Origin of the sequence: Streptomyces sp. NPDC015220 (assembly GCF_043079345.1) — a bacterium.
GTDB lineage: Bacteria > Actinomycetota > Actinomycetes > Streptomycetales > Streptomycetaceae > Streptomyces.
Genome location: NZ_JBIBUK010000009.1, coordinates 264,250 through 289,131, shown reverse-complemented (window position 1 = coordinate 289,131; position 24,882 = coordinate 264,250). Strand labels below are relative to the sequence as shown.

The window sequence follows — 24,882 nt, the reverse complement described above, 5'->3', positions numbered from 1 at the left end:
ACGGTGGTCGTCAGTCAGATGCGGCGCCGGGTCGATTGATACAGCGCCGGCCGGTGCGGCGTCGACGGGTGTGACCGCGTTCCGCGGGGCCACTACCATCCGAGGCGTGACAGCGGGAAGCAGCGAATCGGTTCTCGACCTGCTGCCGATGGTGTTCGCCGCCCCCGGCGAGGCGCTGGCCCGGGCCCGTGGGCTGCTCGAAGCCGGCCCGGCGCCGTTGCACGGTTCCGTGGCGCACCAGGTGATCGGCATCTGGCAGCGGGACTTCGGTGACATGCGGCTGGCCCTGCGGCACCTGCGGCGGGCCCGGGACCTGGCGGCGCGGGCGGACTCGGCCGAGCGGGAGGCCGACGTGCTGGCCACGCTCGGGGTGGCGCTGGTGCACGCGGGGCGGACCCGGCACGGACTGGCGGCGTTCGAGCGGGGCGTCGCGCGCGGCACGGGGCACACCCGGGCCCGGGTGCTGTACCGCAGGGCGTACGTCTGGTGGGTGCTGGGCCGGCATCGTGAGGCGCTGGAGGACGTACGCCGCGCCGTGCCGGTGCTGCGGCAGGCGGACGACGTGATCTGGACGGCCCGGGCGCTGACCCTGCGGGCCACCGTGCACCTGGCGCTGGGCGCGGTGGAGCGGGCGGACGCCGACTTCACGGCGGCCGAGGCGCTGTGGGACACCACGGACCAGGAGCACGACAAGGCCGACGCCGTGGAGAGCCGGGGCCTGGCGGCCTTCCGGCGGGGTGACATCCCGGTGGCGCTGCGGCTGCTGGACGAGGCCGAGGAGAGGTACGCCAAGCTGGGCACGCCGACGTTCATGCTGAACATCCGGCGCTGCGAGGTCCTGATGGCGGCCGGGCTCGCCCCGGAGGCGCTGGCCGAGGCGGACGCGGCGATCGCGGAGCTCGACCGGCTGGGCGGCCAGTCCACCCGCAAGGCGGAACTGCTGCTGGCCGCGGCCCGCGCGGCGCGGCTGGCGGACGACCCGGACACGGCGACCGAGCGGGCGGCGGTGGCGGTGCGGCTGTTCGCCGGTCAGCGGCGTGCCTGGTGGGCGACGCACGCCCGGCTGGTGCTGATCGAGGCCCGGGTCGCCACCGGGCTCCGGTCCGGCCGTCTGGTGGCGGACGCCGCCGCGGTGGCCGGGCGGCTGGCGGCCTTCGGCTCGCCGGCCGCGCCCGAGGCGTCGTTGCTGGCCGGCCGGATCGCGCTCGCCCTGGGCCGGCCGGTGGAGGCGGAGCGGCATCTGGCCGTCGCCGCGCGCAGCCGGCACGGCGGGCCGCCGCTGGCCCGGGTGACCGGCTGGGCCGCGCAGGCGCTGCGGGCGCGGGCGGCCGGCTCGGGCCGGGGGGTGCTGGAAGCGTGCCGGCGCGGGCTCGACGTGCTCGACGACCACCGGATGACGCTGGGCGCCTCGGAGTTGCGCGCCCGGGCGAGCGCGCAGGGGGCCGAGCTGGCCGCGCTGGCGCAGGAGGCCGCTCTCGCCTCCGGTGAGCCGCGGCGGCTGCTGGTGTGGAGCGAGCGCTGGCGGGCCACCGTGCTGTCCGCGCCGTCCACCCGGCCGCCCGCCGACCCGGCGCTGCTCAGCGGTCTGACGGCGTTCCGGGAGATCGCCGCCCGCGCGGAGGAGGCCCGGCAGGAGGGGCATCCGGTGCCGGCGCTGGAGCGCGAACAGCGCCGCCTGGAGCGGGAGATCCGCTCCCGCACCCTGCGCCTGCGCGGTGCGGCCCCCGGCGGCGGCGCCCGGTTCGAGCCCGGCCGGCTGCTGGAACGGCTCGGGGACGGGCTGCTGGTCGAGCTGGCCGTGCTGGACGGCCGGGTGCACGTGCTGCTGTGCGCCCAGGGCCGGGTCAGGCGCTTCGAGGCCGGACGGCTCGCCGACGCGGTGCTCGAGGCCGAGCACGTCCAGGCGGGGCTGCGGCGGCTGGCGCACCCGGGGGCGGCGGCCCGGTTGCCGCTGGTGGAGGCGGCGGGCCGGCGTCTGGAGGAGCTGCTGCTCGGTCCGGCCGTCCGGCACCTGGGGTCCGGGCCGGTCGTGGTGGTGCCGCCGGGCTCGCTGCACCGGGTGCCGTGGGCGCTGCTGCCGTCGCTGCGAGACCGGGTGCTGAGCGTGTCGCCGTCGGCGAGCAGCTGGCTGCGCGCCCGGGAGACCGCGCCGCCGCCGGCCGGCCGGCCGGTGCTGGTGCGCGGTCCCGGTCTGGCCTCCGGTGGCGCGGAGGTGCCGGAGCTGGCCGGCCGGTACGGCGCCCCGGTGCTCCTGGAGGGGGCCGCGGCGCACGTGTCGCGGGTGCTGCGGGAGCTGGACGGGGCGGCGCTGGCGCACATCGCCGCCCACGGCACCTTCCGCGCGGACAGCCCCCTGTTCTCGGCGCTGACGATGGCGGACGGTCCGCTCATCGTGCACGACTTCGAGGGCCTGCGCCGCAGCCCCTACCGGATCATCCTGTCCTGCTGCGACACCGCCCGGTTCGCGTCGGTCGGCGCCGATGAACTGCTCGGCCTGGTCACGGCGTTGCTGCCGCTGGGCACGGCCGGGGTGGTGGCGTGCAGCGCGCCGGTGAACGACGAGGCGGTGGTGCCCCTCATGCTGGCCCTGCACCAGGGGATCGCCGCCGGGCTGTCGCTCGCCGAGGCGCTGCGCGACGCGCGGGCCGCGCTGCCGGACGACGCGACGCACCGGGCCACCGGCTGGGCGTTCTCGGCGTTCGGCGCGGCCTGAGGACGCCCTCGCACCGGCCGCCCGTCCACCGGAACCGGGCGGACCGGGCCGGGCAAACGGGCGGACGGGACGTGGGAGCGGGCTCCGGACGGACCGGCCGCGTCGCCCGGGGGTGCCGGGCGGCACGACCGGGCGAACGGTGCGTCGCCCGCTGCGCTTCAGGCCTCGGGTCCGGGGCGGTGCTCGCCCCCGGGCTCCGGCGTGTCCGGGGCGAGCACCGGCCGCCAGGCGAAGGGCGGGTCGGGGATCTCCTCGCGCAGCACGGGCGCGACCTCGCTCTGGAACAGCTCCAGAGAGTCCCGGTGCCGGGTGGCGGTCCCTCCGCCGGCGTCCGCGGGCAGGTGCAGCACCGTGTGTCCGAACCGTTCGTGGTAGCGGTGCACCTTCTCGATCACCTGCTGCGGACTGCCGATCAGCGCCGAGCTGCGCTCGGCGAAGTCCTCCGGCGTCTCGAAGACGACGGGCAGGCCGGCCTTCCGCTGGAACGCCAGGTTGCTCTCGAAGACCGGCCGGTACGCGTCCAGCGCCTCCTGTGAGGTGCGGGCCACCTGGAGGCCCGCCGAGCCGGCGCCCACGGCGATGCCGGCCGGATCGTGGCCGTGGTGCTCCCACCGCTCGCGGTAGTACCGGATCAGCTCTGCGTACGGCTCGATCGGGTGGGTGACGTTCGCGGAGAACAGCGGGTCGCCGTGGCGGGCGGCCAGGTCGACGCTCTCCTTGCTGGTCGCGCTGCCGTGCCAGATCCGGACGGGCTGCTGGTAGGGACGCGGCCACACCTCCGCGTCCTTCAGCGGCGGCCGGAAGCGGGTGTCGGCGGTCACCTTGTCCTGTCGCCAGATCCGCCGGAACACCTCGTAGCCCTCGGCGTTGCGGTCCCACTGCTCCTCGGGCGTGACGTGGAAGAGCTCGCGCTGGGCGGTGCCGTTGCCCTTGCCGATGATGAGGTCGAGCCGGCCGTCGGAGAGGTGGTCCAGCGTCGCGTAGTCCTCGTAGGCGCGGACCGGGTCCAGCAGGCTCAGTGTGGTGACGGCGGTGAACAGCCGGATGCGCCGGGTGATCGCGGCGATGTGGCTGAGCACCACCGTGGGCGAGGAGGAGAGGAACGGCCGCTCGTGCCGCTCCCCCACTCCGAATCCGTCGAAGCCCAGTTCCTCGGCGAGCAGCGCGCTGTCGAGGACTTCCCGGAAGCGTTCCCGGGGCGTCACGCGCACGCCGGTCTCCGGGTCCGGGCGGTGCGCGATCAGGGTGACGGCGAGGAACCTCACGACGCCGCCCGCTCGTCGCGCGCCTGGTCCGGGTGGGCGAGGCCGAGGTGGTCGCGCAGGGTCGTGCCCGCGTAGTCGGCGCGGAAGACACCCTGTTCCTGGAGGAGCGGGACCACCTTGTCGGCGAACGGGTCGAGGCCGCCGGGGGTGATGTGCGGGACCAGGATGAAGCCGTCGGCGACGTCCCCCTGGACGAACTCGTCGATGGTCCGGGCGACGGTCGCCGGCGAACCGACGAAGGTCTGCCGGTTGCCGGTGTTGATGACCAGGTCGCGGATCGACCAGCCCTTGGCGGCCGCGAGTTCGCGCCACTCACGGGCCGTGGTCAGCGGGTCCCGGTACATCCGCACCTGGGCGCGGCCCCGCGCGATGTGGTCCTCGCCGGTGTCCGGGTCGATGTCGGGCAGCGGGCCGTCCGGATCGTACGCGGACAGGTCCCGGTTCCAGACGAACTCCAGGTGCTTGATCGCGGTGGCGCCGCTGACCTGCTGTCGGCGCACCTCGCGGGCGAGTTCCCCGGCCTCGGCGTCGGTGTCGCCGAGCACGAAGGTGGCGGCGGGCAGGATGAGCAGCTGGTCCGGGCGGCGGCCGTACCTGGCCAGGCGTGACTTGACGTCCGCGTAGAAGGACCGGCCCTCTTCCCAGGTGGCGTACCGGCTGAAGATGGCGTCGGCGCCCGCGGCGGCGAACTCCCGGCCCTCCTCGGAGTCGCCGGCCTGGAAGATCACCGGGCGGCCCTGCGGCGAGCGCGGGACGTCGAACCGGCCGTGGATGTCGAAGTGCTTGCCCCGGTGGACGAACGCGCCGGCGCTCGCGTCGCGCAGGAAGGCGCCGGTGGCCGGATCCGCGACGATCTCGTCCTCCCGCCAGGAGTCGAACAGTTCGTTCGCGGTGGCCAGGAACTCCTTGGCGCGCGAGTAGCGTTCGGCCTGCGGGAGGAAGCCGCCGCGCCGGAAGTTCTCACCGGTGAAGGCGTCCCAGGAGGTGACGACGTTCCACGCGGAACGGCCGCCGGAGAGGTGGTCGAGGCTCGCGAACTGCCGGGCCACCTCGTAGGGCTCGTTGAAGGTGGAGTTGATCGTGCCGGTCAGGCCGATGCGATCGGTGACGGCGGCCAGCGCGGCCAGGACGGTGAAGGTGTCGGGGCGGCCGACGACGTCCAGGTCGTATATCTTCCCGCCCTGTTCGCGCAGGCGCAGCCCCTCGGCGAGGAACAGGAAGTCGAACCTGGCGCGTTCGGCGGTGCGCGCGAAGTGGGTGAAGGAGTCGAACTCGATGTGGCTGCCCGCGGCCGGATCGCTCCACACGGTGGTGTTGTTGACGCCGGGGAAGTGCGCGGCCAGGTGGATCTGCTTCAGCGGCTTACTCATGGTCGTGGGTTCCTCCGGCTCAGACGGTGGCGGCGTAGCGGTTCGCGGGGCGGGCCAGTCCCAGCAGTCCGCGCAGGGTGCCGGCCTCGTAGGCGCGGCGGAAGACGCCCCGGCGCTGGAGTTCGGGCACCAGGTTCCGGGTGATCGCCGGCAGGTCGTGGCCTGCCACGGCCGGCCGCAACCGGAATCCGCTCAGCCCGGCGGACGACAACTCCTCCAGCAGATCGGCGAGTTGTGTCGCGGTCCCGGTGAACACGCGGGCATCGCCGGTGTACGGCTCGCCGGCGAGGTCGTCGAGACGTTCCCGGCGGGCGGCCGCGGCGGACGGGTCGTCGTCGAGGAAGACCGCGAGGTCTGCGAAGACGTGCAGCGGTTCGCCGGCCCGGCCGGCCGCCTCCTGCTCGGCACGTATCTCGGCGACGATCGCGCGGGCCTCGTCGGCGTCCCGCGGGGTGACGTACCCGATGTCGGCCTGCCGGGCCACGAGCCGGTACGGCAGGGTCTGGTGGGCGAGGGCGGTGACCACCGGCTGGCCCTGCGGCGGCCGGGGTGTGATGGAGGGGCCCCGGACGCTGAAGTGCCGGCCCTCGAAGTCGATGTAGTGCAGCTTGTCGCGGTCCACGAAACGGCCCGTGGCCACGTCCCGGATCTCGGCGTCGTCCTCCCAGCTGTCCCACAGCCGCCGGACGACCTCCACGTGGTCGGCGGCCTCGTCGAACAGGTCGCTCAGCACGTCCTGCGCGGCGGGGCTGTCGTAGCCCTCGATGCGCGGGACGGTGCGGCGGCCGAAGTGTCCCGCCTCGTTCGGGCGGGCGCTGATCCGCACGCGCACTCCGGCTCGGCCGTGGCTGACGTGGTCGAGGGTGGCGATCGCCTTGGAGATGTGGAACGGCTCGGTGTGGGTGGCGACGACGGTCGGCACGAGGCCTATGTGCCGGGTGAGCGGGGCGACCCGGGCCGCGGTCAGGACGGCGTCGAGGCGGCCGCGTACCTGGTCGGTGCGCTCGTCGGGGTCGAGGAAGTGCGAGGACTGCGGGCCTAGGCCGTCCTCGAAGGTCACGAAGTCGAGCAGGCCGCGCTCGGCCTCGGCGACGAGCTCGGCCCAGTACCGGGCGGTGAACAGTTCGCGGGGCCGGGACACCGGCTCCCGCCAGGAGGCGGGGTGCCAGCCGGTGCCGTCGAGGGCCACGGCGAGGTGCAGGGGCGCGGAAGGGTTCGGGGACACGGGTGGGTTGCCTTCCTTCGGGTCCGTACGGGAACGGGGTCGGGCGCCGTCGAGCGGCGGGCCCGGGTGCCGTCGAGCGGCGGCCGGGGCGGGCCGGTCCGGCACCGACGGCGTCGGCGTCGGCTTCGGCTTCGGCTTCGGCTTCGGCTTCGGGGGGCCTCCCCGCGGTCTTCACCGAGGTCTGCCGCAAGCTCCCCGACGTGGTCCCCTCGGTGGCGCCGAGGGCTCCGGGCGGCCCCGGGGCTCGCTCGATGCGGGGAACTCCGCGGCGCCGGGCGCCCCGGCACCGCCACGGCACGGCTGCCGCGGCCACTCGACGGGGCCGGTGGCGCTCCGGCGGGTCGGCCGGTGCGCGGAGGACGCGCGGGACCTGGGGCGGGCCGGACGACGGCGCACCGCTTCAGCGGTGTTCGCGGGGAAGCCGGCGGCTGTGGTGAGTCGTCAGCCCCGGCCGCGGCCGGCGGCCGTACACAGGGCGCTGCTGACCCGGAGCAGGTCGACGGCGCGGTCGGCGACGAGGAGTTGGGCGGCCGGCGGGACGCAGTCCTGCGGGCGGCGCGGGGCCGTCCGGGAAGCTGCGCGCATGTCCGTCACCTGTCACCGTTCCGGCCCCGTGGGGCCCTCGCGCTCGGCGAGACGCCGCCCGGCCCGGCCGTCGCCCGGGGCGCCCCACCGCGGCGCGGGGGTCGCCGGCCGGCGGGCCGGGGCCTGTCGCAGACGCTCATGACCGTCGTGGCGGTAAGTAAGTCAGTCGTCCGGTCGGAAGTCAACGCCCGGTCCAGCAGGTGGAACGGGTCAGGGCCGGTGCGCACGGCGGGCGGTGTCGGCGTGGGCGGCCCAGTCCAGGATCTGGACGGCCGAACCCGCGGCTTCCAGCCCACGGCAGCGGGCGTGGTGGCGGCGGGCGATGCCGTCGAGGTCGAGGCGGGTGCCGAAGGCCGGGTGGGCGGTGAGACGGCGGGCGTGCGCCCACAGGGCCGGGTGGTCGGCGACGCGTTGCACGGCACGGGCGTCGAGGTGGTGCCGGTGCACGATGTCGAGCTGGACCAGCGCCGTCCACAGCACCACGTCGGCGGCGGTCAGCCGGTCGCCCACGAGATGGTCCCGGCCGGTCAGCCGGCGGTCCAGGGTGCCCAGTGCGCCCAGCAGCTCCTCCAGTGCCTCGGCGCGCTCGGCCGGTCCGGCGTCGGCCCGGCCTGCACGTTGCGCCGCCTCCTCGACGCCCTGGTCGCAGAGCCGTTCGACGGCCTCGATCTCCGCCTCGGCGTGGTGCGGGTACAGCGCGGCCCGGCCGTCGCCGAAGCGGCCGTCCAGGTCGCGCATGATGTCGGGGGCGTGGGTGCTGACGATCCGCCCGGACCAGTCGTCGCTGAGCACCGGCGCGAGGGCCGGTCCCGGGTGGTGGTGGGCGCTCGCCTCGTACAGCGGGCGCAGTGCCGCGTGGCCGCCGCCCGGACAGTCCGGTACGGCCGGCAGGAGGGTCACCGGACACTCCTCGCCGATGCCGAGCAGGCCGTGGGTCACGGCGATGGCCAGTCCCCGCGGACAGGCGGTGGACAGGTGGAGGCGGTAGCGGCGCGGCACGGCGTAGTGGCCGCTGCGCGGGTCCCGGCCGATCCGGCCCCGGAAGGCGGGCGCGGACCGGGTGGCGGGGCGGGCGGCCGACGGTGTGACGGACATGGGTCTCCCCGGGTGAAGGGCGCGCACGGACGCACGCGCCGCTGAGGCGATGACGAAACCGTGGCGGCCGGGGCGGACCGGTGGCCCCGGCTCAGCCCTTGGGACCGATGGCGCTGCAGACGCGCAGCAGGTCGATGTGCCGGCGGGAGGTGAGGAGGGGCGAGGGCCCAGGCGTGCGGCTACGGCTCGGACGGCCGGCGACCGGCTCAAGGCGCCCCATGTATCCCTACCTGTTCACTAGGATTCCCTACTGGAGTGTCATGCCGCCCGGACCCGCAGTCAAGAGGAGGAGCACCAAAGCACCCGGGAGTGCGGCCACCCACGCCGGAGCCGCGCCGGAAGGCACACTTCGAGCCCCCGACCGCCGACCGCACGGCACCGGGCGACCCCCCGACCGCACGGCACCGCAGCGGGCGCCCCGGCCGAGCCGCACCGCAGCGACTCCGCCGGCCTCCGACCACCGACCGCCGGCTCGCGGCCGGCCCCGGCACGGCGGCGAGGCCCGCGCCCCGCGCGGCCGTACCGTCAACGGGGTCGCGTTCGGCTTCGTGTTCCTGTACTTCGTCCAGGACGGCGGCACCCTCGACCCGGTGCTGTCCCTCTTCGGGTCCGGCGGCGACCACGCCTGGCTCGGCGACCCGCGGTCGGCCAACACCGCCCGGGCCGGGTTCTCGGTGTGGCGCTCCACCGGGCTCAACCTCGTGCTGTTCCTCGGCGCGATCCAGTCCGTTCCCGGCGAGCTCTACGAGCTTCCTCTACATGCCCTCGAAGGACAGGGCACGATCTCCAGGGCGCTGTTCCGCTTCAAGGGCCCCTCCGGGGCGCACTGGGAGGACATCTCGGCGGGAGCCGTCCTGGTCATCCTGCCGACCCTGCTGGTCTTCCTCTTGCCCCAGCGCTCCATCTACGACGGGTCCAGCCAGGGGGCGACCAAGTGACGGCGCCGCGGACGCCGGGGGGCGAACCGGCACCACCCGGTCCCCCTCGTCGGCGTCGGCAGTGATGCCGGGGCGGGGCGTTCCGCGGTCGCCAGTGGGCGGTGGTGGGCGGTCGACGGCCGGTGGTCGGCCGATGACCGGTGGCCGGCAGTGGGCAGTGGCCGGCAGTGGGCGGTGGTCGATGACCGGCCGATCTCCGGTGCGGCGGTGAGCGGTCGGCAGTCGGCCGATGGCGGGCGGTCGGCGGTCGGCGAATGACCGGCGGCCGACAGTCTCCAGTGGGCGGTGGTCGACGACCGGCCGGTGGCCGGTAGCCGGTAGCCGGTAGCCGGTAGCCGGTAGCCGGCGGTCGATGGCCCAGGGTGTTCCACGGTTCCGCCGCCGTGCCCGGCGGCCGGGAGCGGCTTCCTCGGCGGCGGCGGCGACCGCACCGGTGGGGCGTCTTCCGGCCGGGCCGGGGGGGGGGGGGGGGGGGGGGCCCCCCCCCCCCCCCCCCCCCCCCCCCCCCCCCCCCCACCGCGGGGGGCTGCCACCGACAGTGGCTCCGGGCGGCTACTTCGTGAGCCGCGAGGGGTGCTGCGCCTGCTCGGTGACGCGGCGGCGGACGCCGAACCAGCCGCCCACCAGCAGGACCGCGACCAGGGGGATCAGGAAGAGGGTCCTGCGGCCCACCTCCGGGTCGTTCCACATCAGGCCGAGGCAGGCCAGCAGGAAGGCGATGGTGGCGATCTCGGTGACCGGGCTGCCCGGGAGGCGGAAGTGCGGCCGGGTGACCAGGCCCGCCTTGGCCCGGCGGACGAAGACCAGGTGGCAGACCATGATGATCACCCAGGTGCTGACGATGCCGAGCGAGGCGACGTTCAGCACGATCTCGAAGGCCTGGCTGGGCACCAGGTAGTTCAGTCCGACGCCGAGCACGCAGACCGCGCAGGTCAGCAGGATGCCGCCGTAGGGCACCTGGCTGCGGCTCATGACACGGGTGAACTTGGGCGCGGAGCCGGCCATCGCCATGGAGCGCAGGATGCGGCCGGTGGAGTAGAGGCCGGAGTTCAGCGACGACATGGCGGCGGTCAGCACCACGAGGTTCATGACGTCGCCGGCGGCCGGGACGCCGATCTTCGACAGGACGGTGACGAACGGGCTCTCGTCGCCCGAGTAGACCGAGCCCGGCAGCAGCAGCGCCAGCAGGACGACCGAGCCGACGTAGAAGAGGGCGACCCGCCACATGATCGAGTTCACCGCGCGCGGGACGACCTTCTCCGGCTCGGCGGTCTCGCCGGCGGCGACGCCGACCAGCTCCAGCGCGGCGTAGGCGAAGATCACGCCCTGCATGACGAGGACGACCGGCATCGCTCCGTGCGGCAGCAGTCCGCCGTGGTCGTTGATCACGCTCAGGCCGGGCGTCTGACCGTCCACCTGGTGCTGCGTGGCCAGCAGGAAGATGCCGATCAGCATGAAGGCGACCAGGGTGGCCACCTTGACGATGGCGAACCAGAACTCCATCTCGCCGAAGATCTTCACCGAGATCAGGTTCACGGTGAGCACCACGGCGAGGGCGATCAGGGCCAGCACCCACTGCGGGATGGGTGTGAAGAAGCTCCAGTAGTGCGTGTAGAGCGCGATGGCCGTGATGTCGGCGATGCCGGTCGTCGACCAGTTCAGGAAGTACATCCAGCCGGCGACGTAGGCGCCCTTCTCGCCGAGGAACTCGCGCGCGTACGACACGAAGGACCCGGACGAGGGCCGGTAGAGGACCAGCTCTCCCAGGGCGCGGACGACGAAGAACGCGAAGACTCCGCACACCAGGTAGGCCAGCGCCAGCGCCGGGCCCGCCGAGTGCAGACGGCCGCCGGCGCCCAGGAAGAGGCCGGTGCCGATCGCGCCGCCGATGGCGATCATGTTGACGTGGCGGTGCTTGAGGTCCTTGCTGTACCCGGCGTCGCCCGCGTCGGCGGGCGTACCGGTCGCCTGGGGATGGTCGACGACTGGTGCCGTGTGCACGTCCTTGGTCAAGGGTGGTTCCACTCTCTGGTGTCCCGGGCGGGATGGGCCCGGGGGTCCGTACGGTTCCGGCCCGCACCACCCATGGACGCGGTACAGACCAGGAAACCAGCTTCCCCCTGCGATCACTTTCATGCGATGGCCGATGTCACAGAGCGGAACTTCTCACACGACCTGCGCAGATCGGGCACTGGCTTTCACAGTGACGGTGTAACAGCGATACTGCTGAACATGACGACGGACACCGGGGAGCCGGCCCTCACGATCGACGAGCTCGCCGCGCGGGCCGGCGTCACGGTGCGCACGGTCCGCTTCTACGGCAGCCGGGGTCTGCTGCCCCCGCCCGTGATCGGTCCGCGCCGGGTGGGCCGCTACGGCAGGGACCACCTGGCCCGGCTGGCCCTGATCGAGGAGATGCAGCACCAGGGCATGACGCTCGCCGCGATCGAGCGGCACCTGCGGCAGCTCCCGCCCGACCTCGGCCCGCACGACCTGGCGGTGCACCGCGCGGTCGTCGCCTCCTGGGCGCCTCAGAGCGTGGAGACGGTGTCCCGGCGCGAGCTGGGACGTCGGGCCGGCCGCCCGCTCACCGACGAGGAGGTGGACCGGCTGGCGGCGATGGACGTGCTGGCCCGGGACGGCGAGTCCTTCCGCGTCGACTCCGGGCTGTTCCGGCTCGGTGTGCGGCTGCTGGACGTGCCGCTGTCCCAGGAGACGATCCTCGCGGCCCGTACGGTGCTGATCGAACACGCGCGCGCCGCCGCCCATGAGCTGTCGGGACTGCTGCGCGACGCGGTCGCCGAGCGCGACGCCGAGGACGTGCGGTCGCTCTCGGCCGACATGCGCCCGCTGGTGGTGGAGGCGCTGCTCACCACCTTCCAGCGGTCGCTGAGGGAGGAGCTGCGCGAGTGGGTCGACGCGGCCCGTGCGCGGGGCGCGTCCCCGGACACCGGTCCCGGGGACGCGCCCTCCGCGTGAGCGCGCGCCTCAGCGGCCGTCGGTGAAGGTCTCCCCGCGCTCCGCCTTCGCCACCAGCAGGGCGGGCGGGGTGAACCGCTCGCCGTAGCGCTCGGCGAGTTCCCGCGCACGGGCCACGAAGCCGGGCAGGCCGCCCTCGTAGCCGTTGACGTACTGGAGCACGCCGCCGGTCCAGCCGGGGAAGCCGATGCCGAAGATCGAGCCGATGTTTGCGTCGGCGACCGAGGTCAGGACGCCCTCCTCCAGGAGCCTGACGGTGTCGAGCGCCTCCGAGAAGAGCATCCGCTCCTGCATGTCCCTGAACGGGATCTCGTGGCCGGGCCGGGTGAAGTGCTCGCGCAGGCCGGGCCAGAGTCCGGCCCGCTTGCCGTCCTCGCCGTAGTCGTAGAAGCCGGCGCCGCCGCTGCGGCCCGTGCGGCCGAACTCGTCGACCATGCGGTCGACGACCGCCTCGGCGGGGTGCGCCGGCCAGGTGCCGCCCGCTTCCTCCACGGCCCGCCTGGACTCGTTACGGATCTTGCGGGGCAGGGTGAGGGTCAGCTCGTCCATCAGGGACAGGACCTTGGCCGGGTAACCCGCCTGGGCCGCCGCCTGCTCCACCGAGGCGGGTTCGACGCCCTCGCCGACCATGGCCACGCCCTCGTTGATGAAGTGGCCGATGACCCGGGAGGTGAAGAAGCCGCGCGAGTCGTTGACGACGATCGGGGTCTTCCTGATCTGCCGGACCAGGTCGAAGGCGCGGGCCAGCGCCTCCTCGCCGGTGCGCTCGCCCTTGATGATCTCCACCAGCGGCATCTTGTCGACGGGCGAGAAGAAGTGCAGCCCGATGAAGTCGCCCTGGCGCTCCACGCCCTCGGCGAGCGCGGTGATCGGCAGGGTCGAGGTGTTGGAGCACAGCAGCGCGTCGGGCTCGACGACGTGCTCGATCTCCTGGAAGACCTTGTGCTTGAGCGCCGGGTCCTCGAAGACCGCCTCGATCACCGCGTCGCAGCCCGCGAGGTCGGCCGCGTCGGCGGTGGGCGTGATGCGGGCGAGCAGCGCGTCCGCCTTCTCCTGGCTGGTGCGGCCCCGGGCCACGGCCTTGGCGCACAGCTTCTCGGAGTAGCCCTTGCCCTTGACGGCGGCTTCCAGGGACACGTCCTTGAGGACCACGTCGATGCCCGCGCGGGCGCAGGAGTAGGCGATGCCGGCGCCCATCATCCCGGCGCCGAGGACGGCGACCCTGCGGACCTGGCGGGGCTCGACGCCCTTGGGGCGGTTGGCGCCGGAGTTGACCGCCTGGAGGTCGAAGAAGAACGCCTGGATCATGTTCTTCGAGGTCTGCCCGGCGGCCAGCTCCACGAAGTAGCGGGCCTCGATGACCTGGGCGGTCTCGAAGTCGACCTGGGCTCCCTCGACGGCGGCGGCGAGGATGTTGCGCGGGGCCGGGTAGGGCGCGCCGTTCGTCTGCTTGCGCAGATTGGCCGGGAAGGCCGGCAGGTTGGCGGCGAACCTGGGGCTGGCCGGGGTGCCGCCCGGGATGCGGTAACCGGGCTCGTCCCAGGGCTGCCGCGAGGCGGGGTGGGCGTCGATGAAGGCGCGGGCCTTGGCCAGCATCTCCTCCGGGGTCCCGGCCACCTCGTGCACGAGGCCGTTCTCCCGGGCGCGGCGCGCGTCGTACTGCGTGCCCTGGAGCAGCACCTTGAGCAGGGCGTCGGCGATGCCCAGCAGCCGCACGGTGCGGACGACGCCGCCGCCTCCGGGGAGCAGGCCGAGGGTCACCTCGGGGCAGCCGATCTTCGTGCCGGGGGTGTCGAGGGCGATCCGGTGGTGGCAGGCGAGGGCGAGTTCGTAGCCGCCGCCCAGGGCCGCGCCGTTGATCGCGGCGACGAGCGGCTTGCCGAGGGTTTCCAGGCGCCGCATGTCCCGCTTGACGGCGAGGCCGCCGTCGAACAGTTCGCGGGCGGTTTCGGGGGTGACCTGGATCAGGTCCCGCAGGTCGCCGCCGGCGAAGAAGGTCTTCTTGGCCGAGGTGAGGATGATGCCGCGGACGGAGTCGGGGTCGGCCTGGATCTGCGCCTGAAGGCGGTCGGTGACCGCGGTGAAGGAGTCGCGGAACGCCTGGTTCATGGTGTTCGCGGACTGATCGGGGTCGTCGAGGACGAGGGTGACGACACCGGTGTCGTCCTGTTCCCAGCGGATGGTGGTGCTCTCGGTCATGTCAGGGGTCTCCGTTGAGGTCTGTGGCTGAGGGTGCCGCTGGGTCAGAGGCGCTCGACGACGGTGGCCACGCCCATTCCGCCGCCCACGCAGAGCGTGGCGAGCCCGTAGCGCTTGTCCTGGCGCTCCAGCTCGTCGACGAGGGTGCCGAGGATCATCGCGCCGGTGGCGCCGAGCGGGTGGCCGAGCGCGATCGCGCCGCCGTTGACGTTGATCTTGTCCAGGGACAGGCCCATGTCCTTGGCGAAGCGCAGGACGACGGCGGCGAACGCCTCGTTGATCTCGACGAGGTCGATGTCGTCGATGGTGAGGCCGGCCTTGGCGAGCGCCTTGCGGGTGGCCGGAGCGGGGCCGGTGAGCATGATGGTGGGCTCGGAGCCGGAGACGGCCGCGGAGACGATCCGCGCGCGCGGGGTGAGGCCGTACCGCTCTCCGACCTCCTTGGAGCCGATGGCGACGAGGGAGGCGCCGTCGACGATGCCGGAGGAGTTGCCGGCGTGGTGGACGTGGTCGATCCTCTCCACCCAGTGGTACTGCTGGAGGGCGACGGCGTCGAAGCCGCCCAGCTCCCCGATGTCCGCGAAGGACGGCTTCAGCCGGGCCAGGGAGTCGGCGGTGGTGCCGGGGCGCGGGTGCTCGTCGTGGTCGAGGACGACGAGCCCGTTGCGGTCCCTGACCGGGACGACGGACCGGTCGAAACGGCCGTCCTTCCAGGCCGCCGCGGCACGTTCCTGGGACAGGGCGGCGTACTCGTCCACGTCCCGCCGGGAGAAGCCCTCGATGGTGGCGATCAGGTCGGCGCCGATGCCCTGGGGCACGAAGTTGACGGCCAGGTTGGTCATCGGGTCGTTGAACCAGGCGCCGCCGTCGGAGGCCATCGGCACCCGGGACATCGACTCGACGCCGCCCGCGAGGACCAGGTCCTCCCAGCCGGAGCGGACCTTGGCGGCGGCCAGGTTGACGGCCTCCAGGCCCGAGGCGCAGAAGCGGTTCTCCTGCACGCCGGCCACGGTGTCGGGCAGTCCGGCCGCGATCGCGGCGATGCGCGCGATGTCGGACCCCTGGTCGCCGACCGGGCCGACGACGCCGAGCACGACGTCGTCGACGGCGGCCGGGTCCAGGCCGGGGAAGCGGTCGCGGATCTCGTGGATGAGGCCGACGACCAGGTCGATCGGCTTGGTGCCGTGCAGGGCGCCGTCGGCCTTGCCGCGCCCGCGCGGGGTGCGGATCGCGTCGTACACGTACGCTTCGGTGCTCACTGACAAGCCTTTCGATGAGGGTTCTCGTGGCTGGGGGGCGGGGGCGCGGCAGCGCCGTCGGGCCGTCGGTCGCCGTCGGGCCGTCGGTCGCCGTCCTGGAGGAGTGCGGGCAGGTCCCAGTCGCGGGCCACGCCGGCCGTGTCGGCGCCCGGCCGGGCGGGGCCGGTGCGGACGGCGGCGGGGGTCGCGGAGAAACGGGGCGCGGGGGCGGGCTGGGTGAGCCCGTCGTGGTCGGTGAAGGTGCCGCGGGCGGCGAGGTGCGGGTGGTGCGGGGCCTCGCGCAGCGACAGCACGGGGGCCACGCACGCGTCGGAGCCCTCGAAGACGGCGGTCCACTCCTCGCGGGTGCGGGTCCTGAAGCGGGCCGTGACGGCCTCGCGCAGTCCGTCCCAGCGGGTGAGGTCCGCGTGCGCCCCGGCCTGGTCCGGCAGGCCGAGCAGGCGCAGGAACTCGTCGTAGAAGCGCCGTTCCAGGGCCCCGACCGCCATGTGTCCGCCGTCGGCGGTCTCGTAGACGCCGTAGTAGGGGCAGCCGCCGTCGAGGAGGTTGGCGCCGCGTCGGTCCTGCCAGGCCCCGGCGGCGAGCATGCCGTGGATCATCGCGGCCAGGTGGGCGGTTCCGTCGACGATGGCGGCGTCCACGACCTGGCCGGCGCCGGTCGCGCGGGCGTGGTGCAGGGCGGCGAGTACGCCGACGACGAGGTAGAGCGAGCCGCCCGCGTAGTCGCCGAGGAGGTTGGCGGGGACGGCCGGGGCCCCGTCCGGGGCGCCGATCAGGCCGAGGGTGCCAGTGACGGCGACGTAGGCGATGTCGTGTCCCGCGCGCGGGGCGAGCGGTCCGTCCTGGCCCCAGCCGGTCATGCGGCCGTAGACGAGCGCGGGGTTGCGGGCGTGGCAGGCGTCGGGGCCGACGCCGAGGCGTTCGGCGACGCCGGGGCGGTAGCCCTCGATCAAGATGTCGGCTCGGGCGACGAGGTCCAGGACGCGGGCGGGGCCCTCGGCGGACTTCAGGTCGAGCAGGACCGAGCGCTTGTTGCGGTTGGTGACGTCGCGGGCCGGGTCGATGCCGAGGCCGGCGCCTCCGGGACGGTCCACCCGGACCACGTCGGCGCCCAGGTCGGCCAGCAGCATCGCGGCGAACGGACCCGGACCGATGCCCGCCAGCTCGACGACGCGCACTCCGGTCAGCGGCCCGTGCCGCCCCGGCGTCTGTGCCGCTGTCATCCGGCCCCCTCGCTGCGACCTCTGTGACACAACCGATGTAACACCGACGATGCTAAGAACGTGTTCCACCGGGCACAAGCCCCGAACGAGCAAGCGCTTAGCCAAGCCGTGTCCGAGTGGTACCCGATGCGACCACGGCCGTACCGCACACCACTCCCCCGGTCGCCACCGGCGCCGCGACCGGCACCGCGGCACCGCCGTCCCACCCCTCGCCGACGCCGCCGGGCACCTCTCACGCTAGCCTCGGCCACCGACCGCGGCGCGCGCTGCGCGAGTAAGGGGTGTCATGAGCAGGCCGAAAAGGACCGACCGTCCGTACGACATCGTGCTCTTCGGGGCCACCGGCTTCGTGGGGGAACTGACCGCTCGGTACCTGGCCGCGCACGCGCCGGAGGGGCTGCGCTGGGCGGTCGCCGGCCGCAGCGGACGACGGCTGGAGGAGCTGCGCGAGCGACTGCCCGGCGGCGCGTCCGTCGGAGTGCTGACGGCGGACGCGGCCGACCCGGACTCGCTGCGCGCGCTCGCCGGGCAGGCGCGCGTGGTGGCCACCACCGTGGGCCCCTACGTGACGTACGGCGAGGGGCTGGTCGCCGCCTGCGCCGACCGCGGCACGGACTATCTGGACCTGACCGGCGAGCCCGAGTTCGTCGACCTGGTCTACGTCCGGCACGACGCTCGCGCGCGGGAGACCGGCGCGCGGCTGGTGCACGCGTGCGGGTTCGACTCGGTCCCGCACGACCTGGGCGTGTACTTCACGGTGCGGCAGCTTCCGCGGGGAGTGCCGCTGACCGTGGACGGTTTCGTCCGGGTGTCGGCGGCCTTCTCCGGCGGCACCTTCGCCTCGGCGCTGGGCCAGTTCGCGCGGCCGCTGCGGATGCGGGCCGCCGCCCGGGACCGCGCCCGGCACGAGCCGCGGCTGGTGGGGCGGCGGGCTTCCGCGCCGGCCGGCGCACCGCGCTACGCCGGGGAGGTGGGCGCCTGGGCGCTGCCGCTGCCGACCATCGACCCGCAGATCGTGGTGCGCTCGGCCCGGGCGCTGGAGCGCTACGGCCCCGACTTCCGCTACCGCCACTACGCGGCCGTCAGGCGCCTGCCGGTGGCGCTGGGCGGGGTCGCGGCCGTCGGCGCGATCGCGGCCGCCGCCCAACTGCCGGCCGCCCGGCGCTGGTTGTCGGACCGGCTGGAACCGGGTGACGGCCCGAGCGCCGAGCGGCGGGCCCGGAGCTGGTTCTCCGTGCGCTTCGTGGGCGAGGGCGGCGGCCGGCGGGTGCTCACCGAGGTCGCCGGCGGCGACCCCGGGTACGACGAGACGGCGATGATGTTCGCCGAGTCGGCCCTCTCGCTGGCCCTCGACGACCTGCCCGCGACGTCGGGCCAGGTGACGACGGCCGTGGCCATGGGCGACGCGTTGCTGGGCCGGCTGCGCGCGGCCGGCCTCACCTTCCGCACGGCGGCGAGCCGTTAGGGTCCGTCCGGCCCGGCCGGGCCGGACGCCGGCGAAGGCTCCTCGGGCCGCGGCTCCGCCGTGGCCTCCCGCAGTGCCCGCCGGCACAGCGCGTCGGCCCTGCGGGTGGTCTCCGGCAGGCGGTAGGCCGGGGTGAGGGCGAGGGTGTGGGCGCAGGCGGCGTCCAGGGTCGTGCGGTGCCCCACGGAGACGAAGACCGGCTTGACGCCGTCCCGGGTGCGCAGGGCGCGGCCGACCTCGTCCGCGCCGGCCAGGAGCGGCGAGGCGCTGCCGCGCGGGGCGTCCGGCTCGTCGTGGGCGAAGGTGAACGGGTTCTTGGCGACGCCGATCGTCGGGAGCCCGGTCAGCACGCCGAGGTGGCTGGCGAGGCCGAACCGGCGGGGGTGGGCCAGGCCGTAGCCGTCGCAGACGATCAGGCCGGGCGGGTGGTCGAGGGCGCCCAGCGCGGCGAGCACGGTGGGGATCTCCCGGAAGGCCAGCAGTCCGGGCACGTAGGGGAAGGAGATCCGCCCGACCGCGGTGGCCTCGGCGACGACCCGCAGGGTGGCCGCGTCCAGCACCACGGCGGCCGCCGCGACGACGTCCCGCTCGTCGTCGTAGGCGACGTCCACCCCCGTGACGTTCCCCGTCCCGGGTGCCGGGCCCGTCTCGTCCAGCACCACCCGCGCGCGCAACTCGTCCTGCACGGCGCGCGCCTGCCGCTCTGTCGCGGGCCAGCCCGCGGGGATGCCTACGGTCGTCGTCATGGTGGTGACGAGAGTACGGCCCGGCGGACCGCGAGGGGCACGGGGCCCCGGCGGGGGCGGCCGCCGGGCGACGGGAGCGCGACGGGACCGCGACGGGGACGCAGGGCGGGCTCGGCGGGCGGCGACGGGAGGGGCCGACGCGGCGTCGCGGGACGGGGCGGGCCGACGACGGGGCGGGCCGGCGGCGGGACGGGCCGGCGGCGGGACGGGCTCGCGACTTCCCGGGCCCGTCCCGCCCGGGGCCGGTCAGCCCTTGTCCAGTGCCTGCCGCAGCTGCTGCTTGTTCATGTCCGAGCGGCCGTGGATGTTGCGCCGCTTGGCCTCCTCGTAGAGCTGGTCGTAGGTGGGGCCCTCGGAGCCCCGGCCCGAGCGCTGCCCGCCCCGCTTGCCGGAGGACATGTCCTGGGTGGACGAGCGGCTGGCGGTCTTCGACTCGCCCGAGCGGGCTCGCTCCTTGTTCACCGTGCGCGCGGCGATCTCCTTGGCGCGGCCGGTGCTCTCCCCCCGGTCCTGCGCGCTCTCCTTGATGTGCTCGTACTGGCGCTCGCGTTTGGAACTCGAACCGCGTGGCATGCCGTTCACTTCCTCTCTGTCAAGGAACGGATACCCGCATCCTGGAACAGTTCGTCATATCAGGCGATATTCAATCCCCCAGTCGAGCTACCCGCCCGGCTCGCCGGACGCCCCGTCGCCGGACGGCCGCACCGTGCCGCCTGCGACGCGTCGCCCCGGTGCATGAACGCGGTGACAGAGGTCACTCTCTTCGCAGGTGCACTCAGGCGCCGGATCCGTCGTCTCCTCCAGTACCCGGTCCCGTCCGCCCGAACGTCCGTCCAGCCGTCGCACGCCACACGTCACAAGGGAGCAAGGCGTTGTCCACCGTCATCGAGCAGCCCGTCGAGGCGCGCCTGGTCGCCGCCGCGCCGCGGATGCCCAGCATCCCCGCCACGCTGCACTACGACCGCCGCGACCCGTTCGCCGTCCGCATGACCTTCCCGGCCCCGGCCACCCTCGAGGGCGTCGAGGTCTGCTGGACCTTCGCCCGGGACCTCCTCACGGCCGGCCTGCGGGAACCCGAGGGAGACGGCGACGTACGGGTGCGGCCGTACGGGTACGACCGCACCGTACTGGAGTTCCACGCCCCGGAGGGCACCGCCGTGGTCCACGTCCACAGCGGTGAGATACGCCGGTTCCTGCGCGCCACCGGCGAACTGGTGCCCGCCGGCCTGGAGCACCTCCAGCTCGACCTCGACCACGACCTGGCCGAGTTGATGCGGGACGCCTGCTGAGGACTTGTCCGGGGTCATGCGGCCGACGGCCGACTACCACCGGTGTGTCGCGCCCGCCGCGGCCGAGCCCGCCCGGGGCGGCCCCGTCGTGGGTGCCCGCGTGCGGCACCTTCCGCGCGGCGCGGCGGACCACCGCGCGGGCGGCCCGCGCGGCACGACGGACCACGATGCGGGCGGCTGCGCGCGACGGCCGGCCCAGCGTCCCGCGGGGCTCCCGGGCCGGCCATGACGGCGAGCGGCCCGTCCGGTGCGCCACTCGGCCGGCGGGGCGGCCGAAGGGGGCCGGAAGCCCGGCCGGGGTCCGGCCGGGATCTGATGCGACCCCGGCCGTCGGAGGGACCGCGACCCGGCCGTCGGAGGGCCCGCGACCCGGCCGTCATGAGGCCCGCGGCCCGGCCGCCCGCGGGGCGCTCAGGCCGCTGCCGCCGCCGGGGTGAGCGCGGCGCGGACCTCGTGGACGACTCCGCGCAGGGCGGGGGCCGCCGCCGCGCTGCGTTCGGTCAGTTCCTCCACGCGTCGTTGGTGGCGTCCGCGGTCCCCGCCGGGCGCGAGGGTGCGCAGCCGCGCGGCGGCGGCGAGGGCGGCGACGGCGGCGGCGCGCTCGCAGACGTCCGCGGCCGGCCGTGCGCCCTCCAGCACCCGCCGGGTCTCCTCGCGCAGCGCGTCCACGGCCGCGACCCGCTCCAGGGCGTACTCCACCGACGGGAACACCCCCAGAACGCGCCGCTTCTCGGCGCGCAGGTACCCCTCGGCGGCCAGTTGCTCCCGTACGGCCACGAGCGTGCGCCCGGCCCGCAGGGTCACCCATGTGCGCCAGCGGCGCGGGCAGGACTCGCGGACCAGGTCGAGAAGCCCGTCCAGCACCGGGTCACCGGTGCGAGCGTCCAGGTCGACGGGGGTGGCGATGCCGTCGTCGTCGACGAGCAGCCCGCGCTGGGCCAGCTCGGTGAGCGCGCCGGCCCGGACCAGGTGGTGCAGGCGGGTGGCGCCGGTGACGCGCAGCCGGGTGGTGTCCCAGGCCAGCAGGTAGAGCCGGGCCGGCAGCGAGAGCCGGGGCGGCGGGAGCGGGCCGTCGGGCACGGGCGGACCTCCTTCGCACGGTGGGCCCGGGGCCCACGCCGATATTCGTTGGACAGCCGCCCCGGCCGCTCGTACGGTGTGAATGGTCCTGTTGCCGTCGATTGGAGAAGGACGTTGCTCGTCTGAGGTCCTGAGACACCGCGTCACACCGAACAGGTGTGTGCGTCGCGTGCGACCTCGGCGTCCGAGCCGTCCTCCTGGAAGTCCGGCCCAGGGCTCTTCTCATGCCCCGCGGCTCCTTCCCTACACGGCCCCCCGTCGTCTCGCGGTGTCCCGGCACGCGTTCGCCACCGATCCGACCACACGCAGCAACCGTGAGGCGCCCATGTCCCCGTCCGTATCCGTCACCTGTACCTCCCTCTCCTTCGCCTGGCCCGACGGCGTCCCCGTCCTCACCGGCCTCGACGTCGCCTTCGGTCCCGGCCGCACCGGACTCGTCGGCGTCAACGGCACGGGGAAGTCGACCCTGTTGAGACTGATCGCCGGTGAGCTCGCACCGGGCGACGGCGTCGTCCGCGTCACCGGCCAGGTGGGGTACCTCCCGCAGAACGTCACGCTCGACACCGCGCTGCGGGTGGACCAGGCGCTCGGCATCGCCGCGCAGCGGGCCGCGCTGCACGCCATCGAGGCGGGCGACGCGTCCGAGGGCCACTTCGAGACCGTCGGCGACGACTGGGACGTCGAGGAACGCGCCCTGGCCACGCTCGGCGAGCTCGGGCTCGGCCACGTCGGCCTGGACCGCACCGTCGGCGAGGTGTCCGGCGGCGAGTCGGTGCTGCTGCGCCTGGCCGCGCTGCTGCTGCGCCGGCCGGACGTGCTGCTGCTGGACGAACCGACGAACAACCTCGACCTGTACGCCCGGCGGCGGCTGTACGCGGCCGTCACGGCCTGGCCCGGCGTGCTCGTCGTGGTCAGCCACGACCGCGAACTGCTGGAGCTGGTCGACCGGATCGCCGACCTGCGCTCCGGCGGGATCACCTGGTACGGCGGTGGCTTCTCGGCGTACCAGGAGGCCCTCGCCGTCGAACAGGACGCCGCCGAACGGATGGTGCGCGTGGCCGGGGCCGACCTGCGCAGGCAGCAGCGCGAGCTGGCCGACGCCCAGGTCAAGCTGGCCCGCCGCAAGCGGTACGGCCAGAAGATGTGGGAGAACAAGCGCGAGCCGAAGATCGTCATGGGGGCGCGCAAACGCGCGGCGCAGGAGTCCTCGGGCAAGCACCGCATCCTGCACGAGGAGAAGCTCGCCGAGGCCAGGGAGCGGCTCGACGAGGCGGTGGAGGCGGTGCGCGACGACGACGAGATCCGCGTCGAGCTGCCGTACACGGCCGTGCCGCCGGGACGGGGCGTCCTCACCCTCCGGGACCTGGAACTGGCGCACGGCGCGCGGCTGACCGGCGGTCTCGACCTGCGCGGTCCCGAGCGCGTCGCGCTGATCGGGCGCAACGGCGCGGGCAAGACGACCCTGCTGCGCACCGTCGCCGGCCAACTGGCGCCGGTGTCGGGCGAGGCGACGGCGCACGTCCCGCTGCGGTTCCTGCCGCAGCGGCTGGACGTCCTCGACGATGAGCTGAGCGTCGTCGAGAACGTGGCCCGGTTCGCGCCGGGCGCCACCGGCAACCGGATCCGGGCGCGTTTGGCCCGCTTCCTGTTCCGGGGCGCGCGGGCCGACCGGAAGGCGGGGACGCTGTCCGGCGGCGAGCGCTTCCGGGCCGCGCTGGCCGCGCTGATGCTGGCCGAGCCCGCGCCCCAGTTGCTCCTGCTCGACGAGCCGACGAACAACCTGGACATGGCGAGCGTGCGCCGGCTGACCACCGCCCTGGAGTCCTATGAGGGCGCCCTGGTCGTGGCCGGCCACGACCTGCCGTTCCTGAGGTCCATCGGCATCACCCGCTGGCTGCTGATGTCGGAGGGGGAACTGACGGAGACCACCTGGGAGGCCGTGGCGGATCCGGCGTGACCGGGCGGGGCGGCGCACGACGCGCCGCCCCGCCCGGCACGACGACAGGCCCGAAAGGCGGCGGAGTTGTCCGCGGGCGGCGCGCGGCGGCGGCCCGGCGCCGCGCCCTGCCGCGACGGCCGCTCCCGGGCGCCGGTCCGAGAGCACGAGGGACGTGTGACGTGCCTCTCGGCACGACCGCTGAGGGCCGCGCTCCCGAGCCGGTGAGCAGTGCCCGTCCGGCGCCCCGACCTGCGGGGCGCGGGAGCGCCGACACTCCGTCAACCGCCCTGGTCCGGTGGCCTGATCAGCGCTCTTTTACAGCGCCCTTAACCTACGGCTTCGTAACCTACGGCTTCGTAGCCTACGATCCCGTAGGTTCCCGGCACCGCTCGCCGGTTCGTCCGCTGTCCCCGCTTGTCCTCGCCGGCTCCGCCCGGCGCGCGCGTCCCCTGGAGTTCCTGTGACGATCACCTCCCCTCACCTCGGCAGCCCCTCCGTTTGGACCGACGCGCGGCTGCTGTACGCACTGGAGGAAGTGGTCGAGAAGGAGCTCAACCGGCATCTCCAGGTGGCCCGGGACTGGATGCCGCACGAGTACGTCCCGTGGAGCGACGGCCGTAACTTCCCGGGCCACTTCGCCGACGGCGAGGCGTGGGACAAGGAGCAGTCCAAGGTCACGGAGATCGGCCGGATCGCGCTCGTCGTCAACCTGCTGACCGAGGACAACCTCCCCAGTTACCACCACGAGATCGCCACGCTCTTCGGCCGCAACGGCGCCTGGGGCACCTGGGTGCACCGCTGGACCGCGGAGGAGGGCCGGCACGGCATCGTGATGCGCGACTACCTGCTCGCCTCGCGCGCGGTCGACCCGGACGCGCTGGAGCGGTTCCGGATGGCGCACATGAGCGAGGGCTTCGAGTCCGACAACCGGCACTCGATGCTGCACTCGGTCGCCTATGTGGCCTTCCAGGAACTCGCCACCCGCATCTCGCACCGCAACACCGGCCACCAGTCCGGCGATCCGGTCTGCGACCGCATGCTCGCCCGCATCGCGACCGACGAGAACCTGCACATGGTCTTCTACCGCAACCTGCTCAAGGCCGCGTTCGAGATCGCCCCCGACCCGACCATGCTGGCGGTGCGGGACGTGGTGGTGGACTTCCGCATGCCCGGCCACGGCATCCCCGGCTTCGAACGGGCGGCGGCCCAGATGGCGATCGGCGAGGTCTACAACCTGCGCATCCACCACGACGACGTGCTGCAGCCGGTGCTGCGCTTCCTGAAGATCATGGAGATCGACGGACTCGGCCCCGAGGGCCGCCGGGCGCAGGAGGAACTGGGTCTGTACATGGGCGGCCTGGACGCGGAGGCCACCAAGTTCGACGAGAAGCTGGCGGCCCGCAAGGCGCGGATGGCGGCGCGGGCCGGCGCCTGAACCAACGCCCCCCGCCGCGGGAACGGCCTCCGCGGCGGGCGGGGCACCCGAGCGCGCGGGAGGCGGCCCTCCCGCGC

At 74.5% G+C, this 24,882-nt stretch carries 19 protein-coding genes, 1 pseudogene and 1 riboswitch; of the genes and pseudogenes, 7 read left to right on the top strand and 13 right to left on the bottom strand.

Translation table 11 applies throughout. The features are described from left to right. Positions 1-148: 148 nt before the first annotated feature. Positions 149-2,713: a CHAT domain-containing protein gene (locus ACF061_RS20655; RefSeq protein ID WP_392268372.1), complete on the top strand. Its 2,565-nt coding sequence runs from the start codon at positions 149-151 to the stop codon at positions 2,711-2,713. 158 nt (positions 2,714-2,871) lie between these two features. Here ACF061_RS20655 and ACF061_RS20650 read toward each other — a convergent pair whose 3' ends face one another. The 6 genes from ACF061_RS20650 to ACF061_RS20625 form a co-directional block, all read right to left on the bottom strand. Then, on the bottom strand, positions 2,872-3,978 hold the full coding sequence (locus tag ACF061_RS20650; protein ID WP_392268348.1) for an LLM class flavin-dependent oxidoreductase: 1,107 nt from the start codon (positions 3,976-3,978) through the stop codon (positions 2,872-2,874). Next, on the bottom strand, positions 3,975-5,348 hold the full coding sequence (locus tag ACF061_RS20645) for an NtaA/DmoA family FMN-dependent monooxygenase (protein WP_392268347.1): 1,374 nt from the start codon (positions 5,346-5,348) through the stop codon (positions 3,975-3,977). The genes ACF061_RS20650 and ACF061_RS20645 overlap by 4 nt, the downstream gene beginning before the upstream one ends. A 19-nt stretch (positions 5,349-5,367) precedes the next feature. After that, positions 5,368-6,573 (bottom strand): LLM class flavin-dependent oxidoreductase, encoded by a 1,206-nt coding sequence (locus ACF061_RS20640; protein WP_392268346.1) that lies wholly within the window; start codon positions 6,571-6,573, stop codon positions 5,368-5,370. A 441-nt stretch (positions 6,574-7,014) separates the two neighbouring features. Further along, the gene (locus tag ACF061_RS20635) at positions 7,015-7,158 is read right to left on the bottom strand and encodes a hypothetical protein (RefSeq protein WP_392268345.1); all 144 of its coding nucleotides are present in this window, start codon (positions 7,156-7,158) and stop codon (positions 7,015-7,017) included. Between the two features lie 65 nt (positions 7,159-7,223). Further along, positions 7,224-7,302, bottom strand: a riboswitch (SAM riboswitch). A gap of 66 nt (positions 7,303-7,368) precedes the next feature. Next, positions 7,369-8,253 (bottom strand): glutathione S-transferase C-terminal domain-containing protein, encoded by an 885-nt coding sequence (locus tag ACF061_RS20630; RefSeq protein WP_392268344.1) that lies wholly within the window; start codon positions 8,251-8,253, stop codon positions 7,369-7,371. A gap of 91 nt (positions 8,254-8,344) precedes the next feature. Next, on the bottom strand, positions 8,345-8,473 hold the full coding sequence (locus ACF061_RS20625) for a putative leader peptide (protein ID WP_392268343.1): 129 nt from the start codon (positions 8,471-8,473) through the stop codon (positions 8,345-8,347). A 304-nt stretch (positions 8,474-8,777) separates the two neighbouring features. Here ACF061_RS20625 and ACF061_RS20620 point away from each other — a divergent pair. After that, positions 8,778-9,002: pseudogene (locus ACF061_RS20620) on the top strand (sugar ABC transporter permease); the annotation flags it as partial. Between the two features lie 741 nt (positions 9,003-9,743). Here the strand turns inward: ACF061_RS20620 and ACF061_RS20615 are convergent. Further along, positions 9,744-11,204, bottom strand: a complete 1,461-nt coding sequence (locus tag ACF061_RS20615; RefSeq protein ID WP_392268342.1) for an amino acid permease — start codon at positions 11,202-11,204, stop codon at positions 9,744-9,746. 219 nt (positions 11,205-11,423) lie between these two features. On the opposite strand from ACF061_RS20615, the gene ACF061_RS20610 reads away from it, so the two are divergent. Beyond that, positions 11,424-12,170, top strand: a complete 747-nt coding sequence (locus ACF061_RS20610; protein WP_392268341.1) for a MerR family transcriptional regulator — start codon at positions 11,424-11,426, stop codon at positions 12,168-12,170. A 9-nt stretch (positions 12,171-12,179) separates the two neighbouring features. Here the strand turns inward: ACF061_RS20610 and ACF061_RS20605 are convergent, their stop codons facing one another. The 3 genes from ACF061_RS20605 to ACF061_RS20595 are packed head-to-tail and all read right to left on the bottom strand — an operon-like array spanning position 12,180 to position 16,851. Continuing rightward, positions 12,180-14,369, bottom strand: a complete 2,190-nt coding sequence (locus ACF061_RS20605) for a 3-hydroxyacyl-CoA dehydrogenase NAD-binding domain-containing protein (RefSeq protein WP_392268340.1) — start codon at positions 14,367-14,369, stop codon at positions 12,180-12,182. A 44-nt stretch (positions 14,370-14,413) separates the two neighbouring features. Beyond that, positions 14,414-15,628, bottom strand: coding sequence for an acetyl-CoA C-acetyltransferase (locus tag ACF061_RS20600; RefSeq protein WP_392268339.1), 1,215 nt, complete (start codon positions 15,626-15,628; stop codon positions 14,414-14,416). Continuing rightward, complete coding sequence (locus ACF061_RS20595) at positions 15,625-16,851, bottom strand: CaiB/BaiF CoA transferase family protein (RefSeq protein ID WP_392268338.1); 1,227 nt, start codon at positions 16,849-16,851, stop codon at positions 15,625-15,627. The genes ACF061_RS20600 and ACF061_RS20595 overlap by 4 nt, the downstream gene beginning before the upstream one ends. Before the next feature lie 286 nt (positions 16,852-17,137). On the opposite strand from ACF061_RS20595, the gene ACF061_RS20590 reads away from it, so the two are divergent. After that, the gene (locus tag ACF061_RS20590; protein WP_392268337.1) at positions 17,138-18,316 is read left to right on the top strand and encodes a saccharopine dehydrogenase family protein; all 1,179 of its coding nucleotides are present in this window, start codon (positions 17,138-17,140) and stop codon (positions 18,314-18,316) included. Here ACF061_RS20590 and ACF061_RS20585 read toward each other — a convergent pair. Together ACF061_RS20585 and ACF061_RS20580 are read right to left on the bottom strand one after the other, a co-directional pair. Next, positions 18,313-19,062, bottom strand: coding sequence for an endonuclease V (locus tag ACF061_RS20585; protein WP_392268336.1), 750 nt, complete (start codon positions 19,060-19,062; stop codon positions 18,313-18,315). The genes ACF061_RS20590 and ACF061_RS20585 overlap by 4 nt on opposite strands. Before the next feature lie 246 nt (positions 19,063-19,308). Next, a complete protein-coding gene (locus ACF061_RS20580; protein WP_392268335.1) occupies positions 19,309-19,635 on the bottom strand; it encodes a plasmid stabilization protein in 327 nt (108 codons plus the stop codon). 299 nt (positions 19,636-19,934) lie between these two features. Here ACF061_RS20580 and ACF061_RS20575 point away from each other — a divergent pair, with 299 nt between their 5' ends. Then, positions 19,935-20,351: an SsgA family sporulation/cell division regulator gene (locus ACF061_RS20575; protein WP_392268334.1), complete on the top strand. Its 417-nt coding sequence runs from the start codon at positions 19,935-19,937 to the stop codon at positions 20,349-20,351. Positions 20,352-20,762: 411 nt separating this feature from the next. Here ACF061_RS20575 and ACF061_RS20570 read toward each other — a convergent pair whose 3' ends face one another. Further along, positions 20,763-21,431 carry a GPP34 family phosphoprotein gene (locus tag ACF061_RS20570; RefSeq protein ID WP_392268333.1) on the bottom strand — a complete coding sequence of 223 codons (669 nt, stop codon included), beginning with the start codon at positions 21,429-21,431 and terminating at the stop codon, positions 20,763-20,765. Positions 21,432-21,756: 325 nt separating this feature from the next. On the opposite strand from ACF061_RS20570, the gene ACF061_RS20565 reads away from it, so the two are divergent. Both ACF061_RS20565 and ACF061_RS20560 read left to right on the top strand, forming a co-directional pair. Next, on the top strand, positions 21,757-23,388 hold the full coding sequence (locus ACF061_RS20565; RefSeq protein WP_392268332.1) for an ABC-F family ATP-binding cassette domain-containing protein: 1,632 nt from the start codon (positions 21,757-21,759) through the stop codon (positions 23,386-23,388). 442 nt (positions 23,389-23,830) lie between these two features. Further along, positions 23,831-24,805 carry an acyl-ACP desaturase gene (locus ACF061_RS20560; protein ID WP_392268331.1) on the top strand — a complete coding sequence of 325 codons (975 nt, stop codon included), beginning with the start codon at positions 23,831-23,833 and terminating at the stop codon, positions 24,803-24,805. Positions 24,806-24,882: the final 77 nt, after the last annotated feature.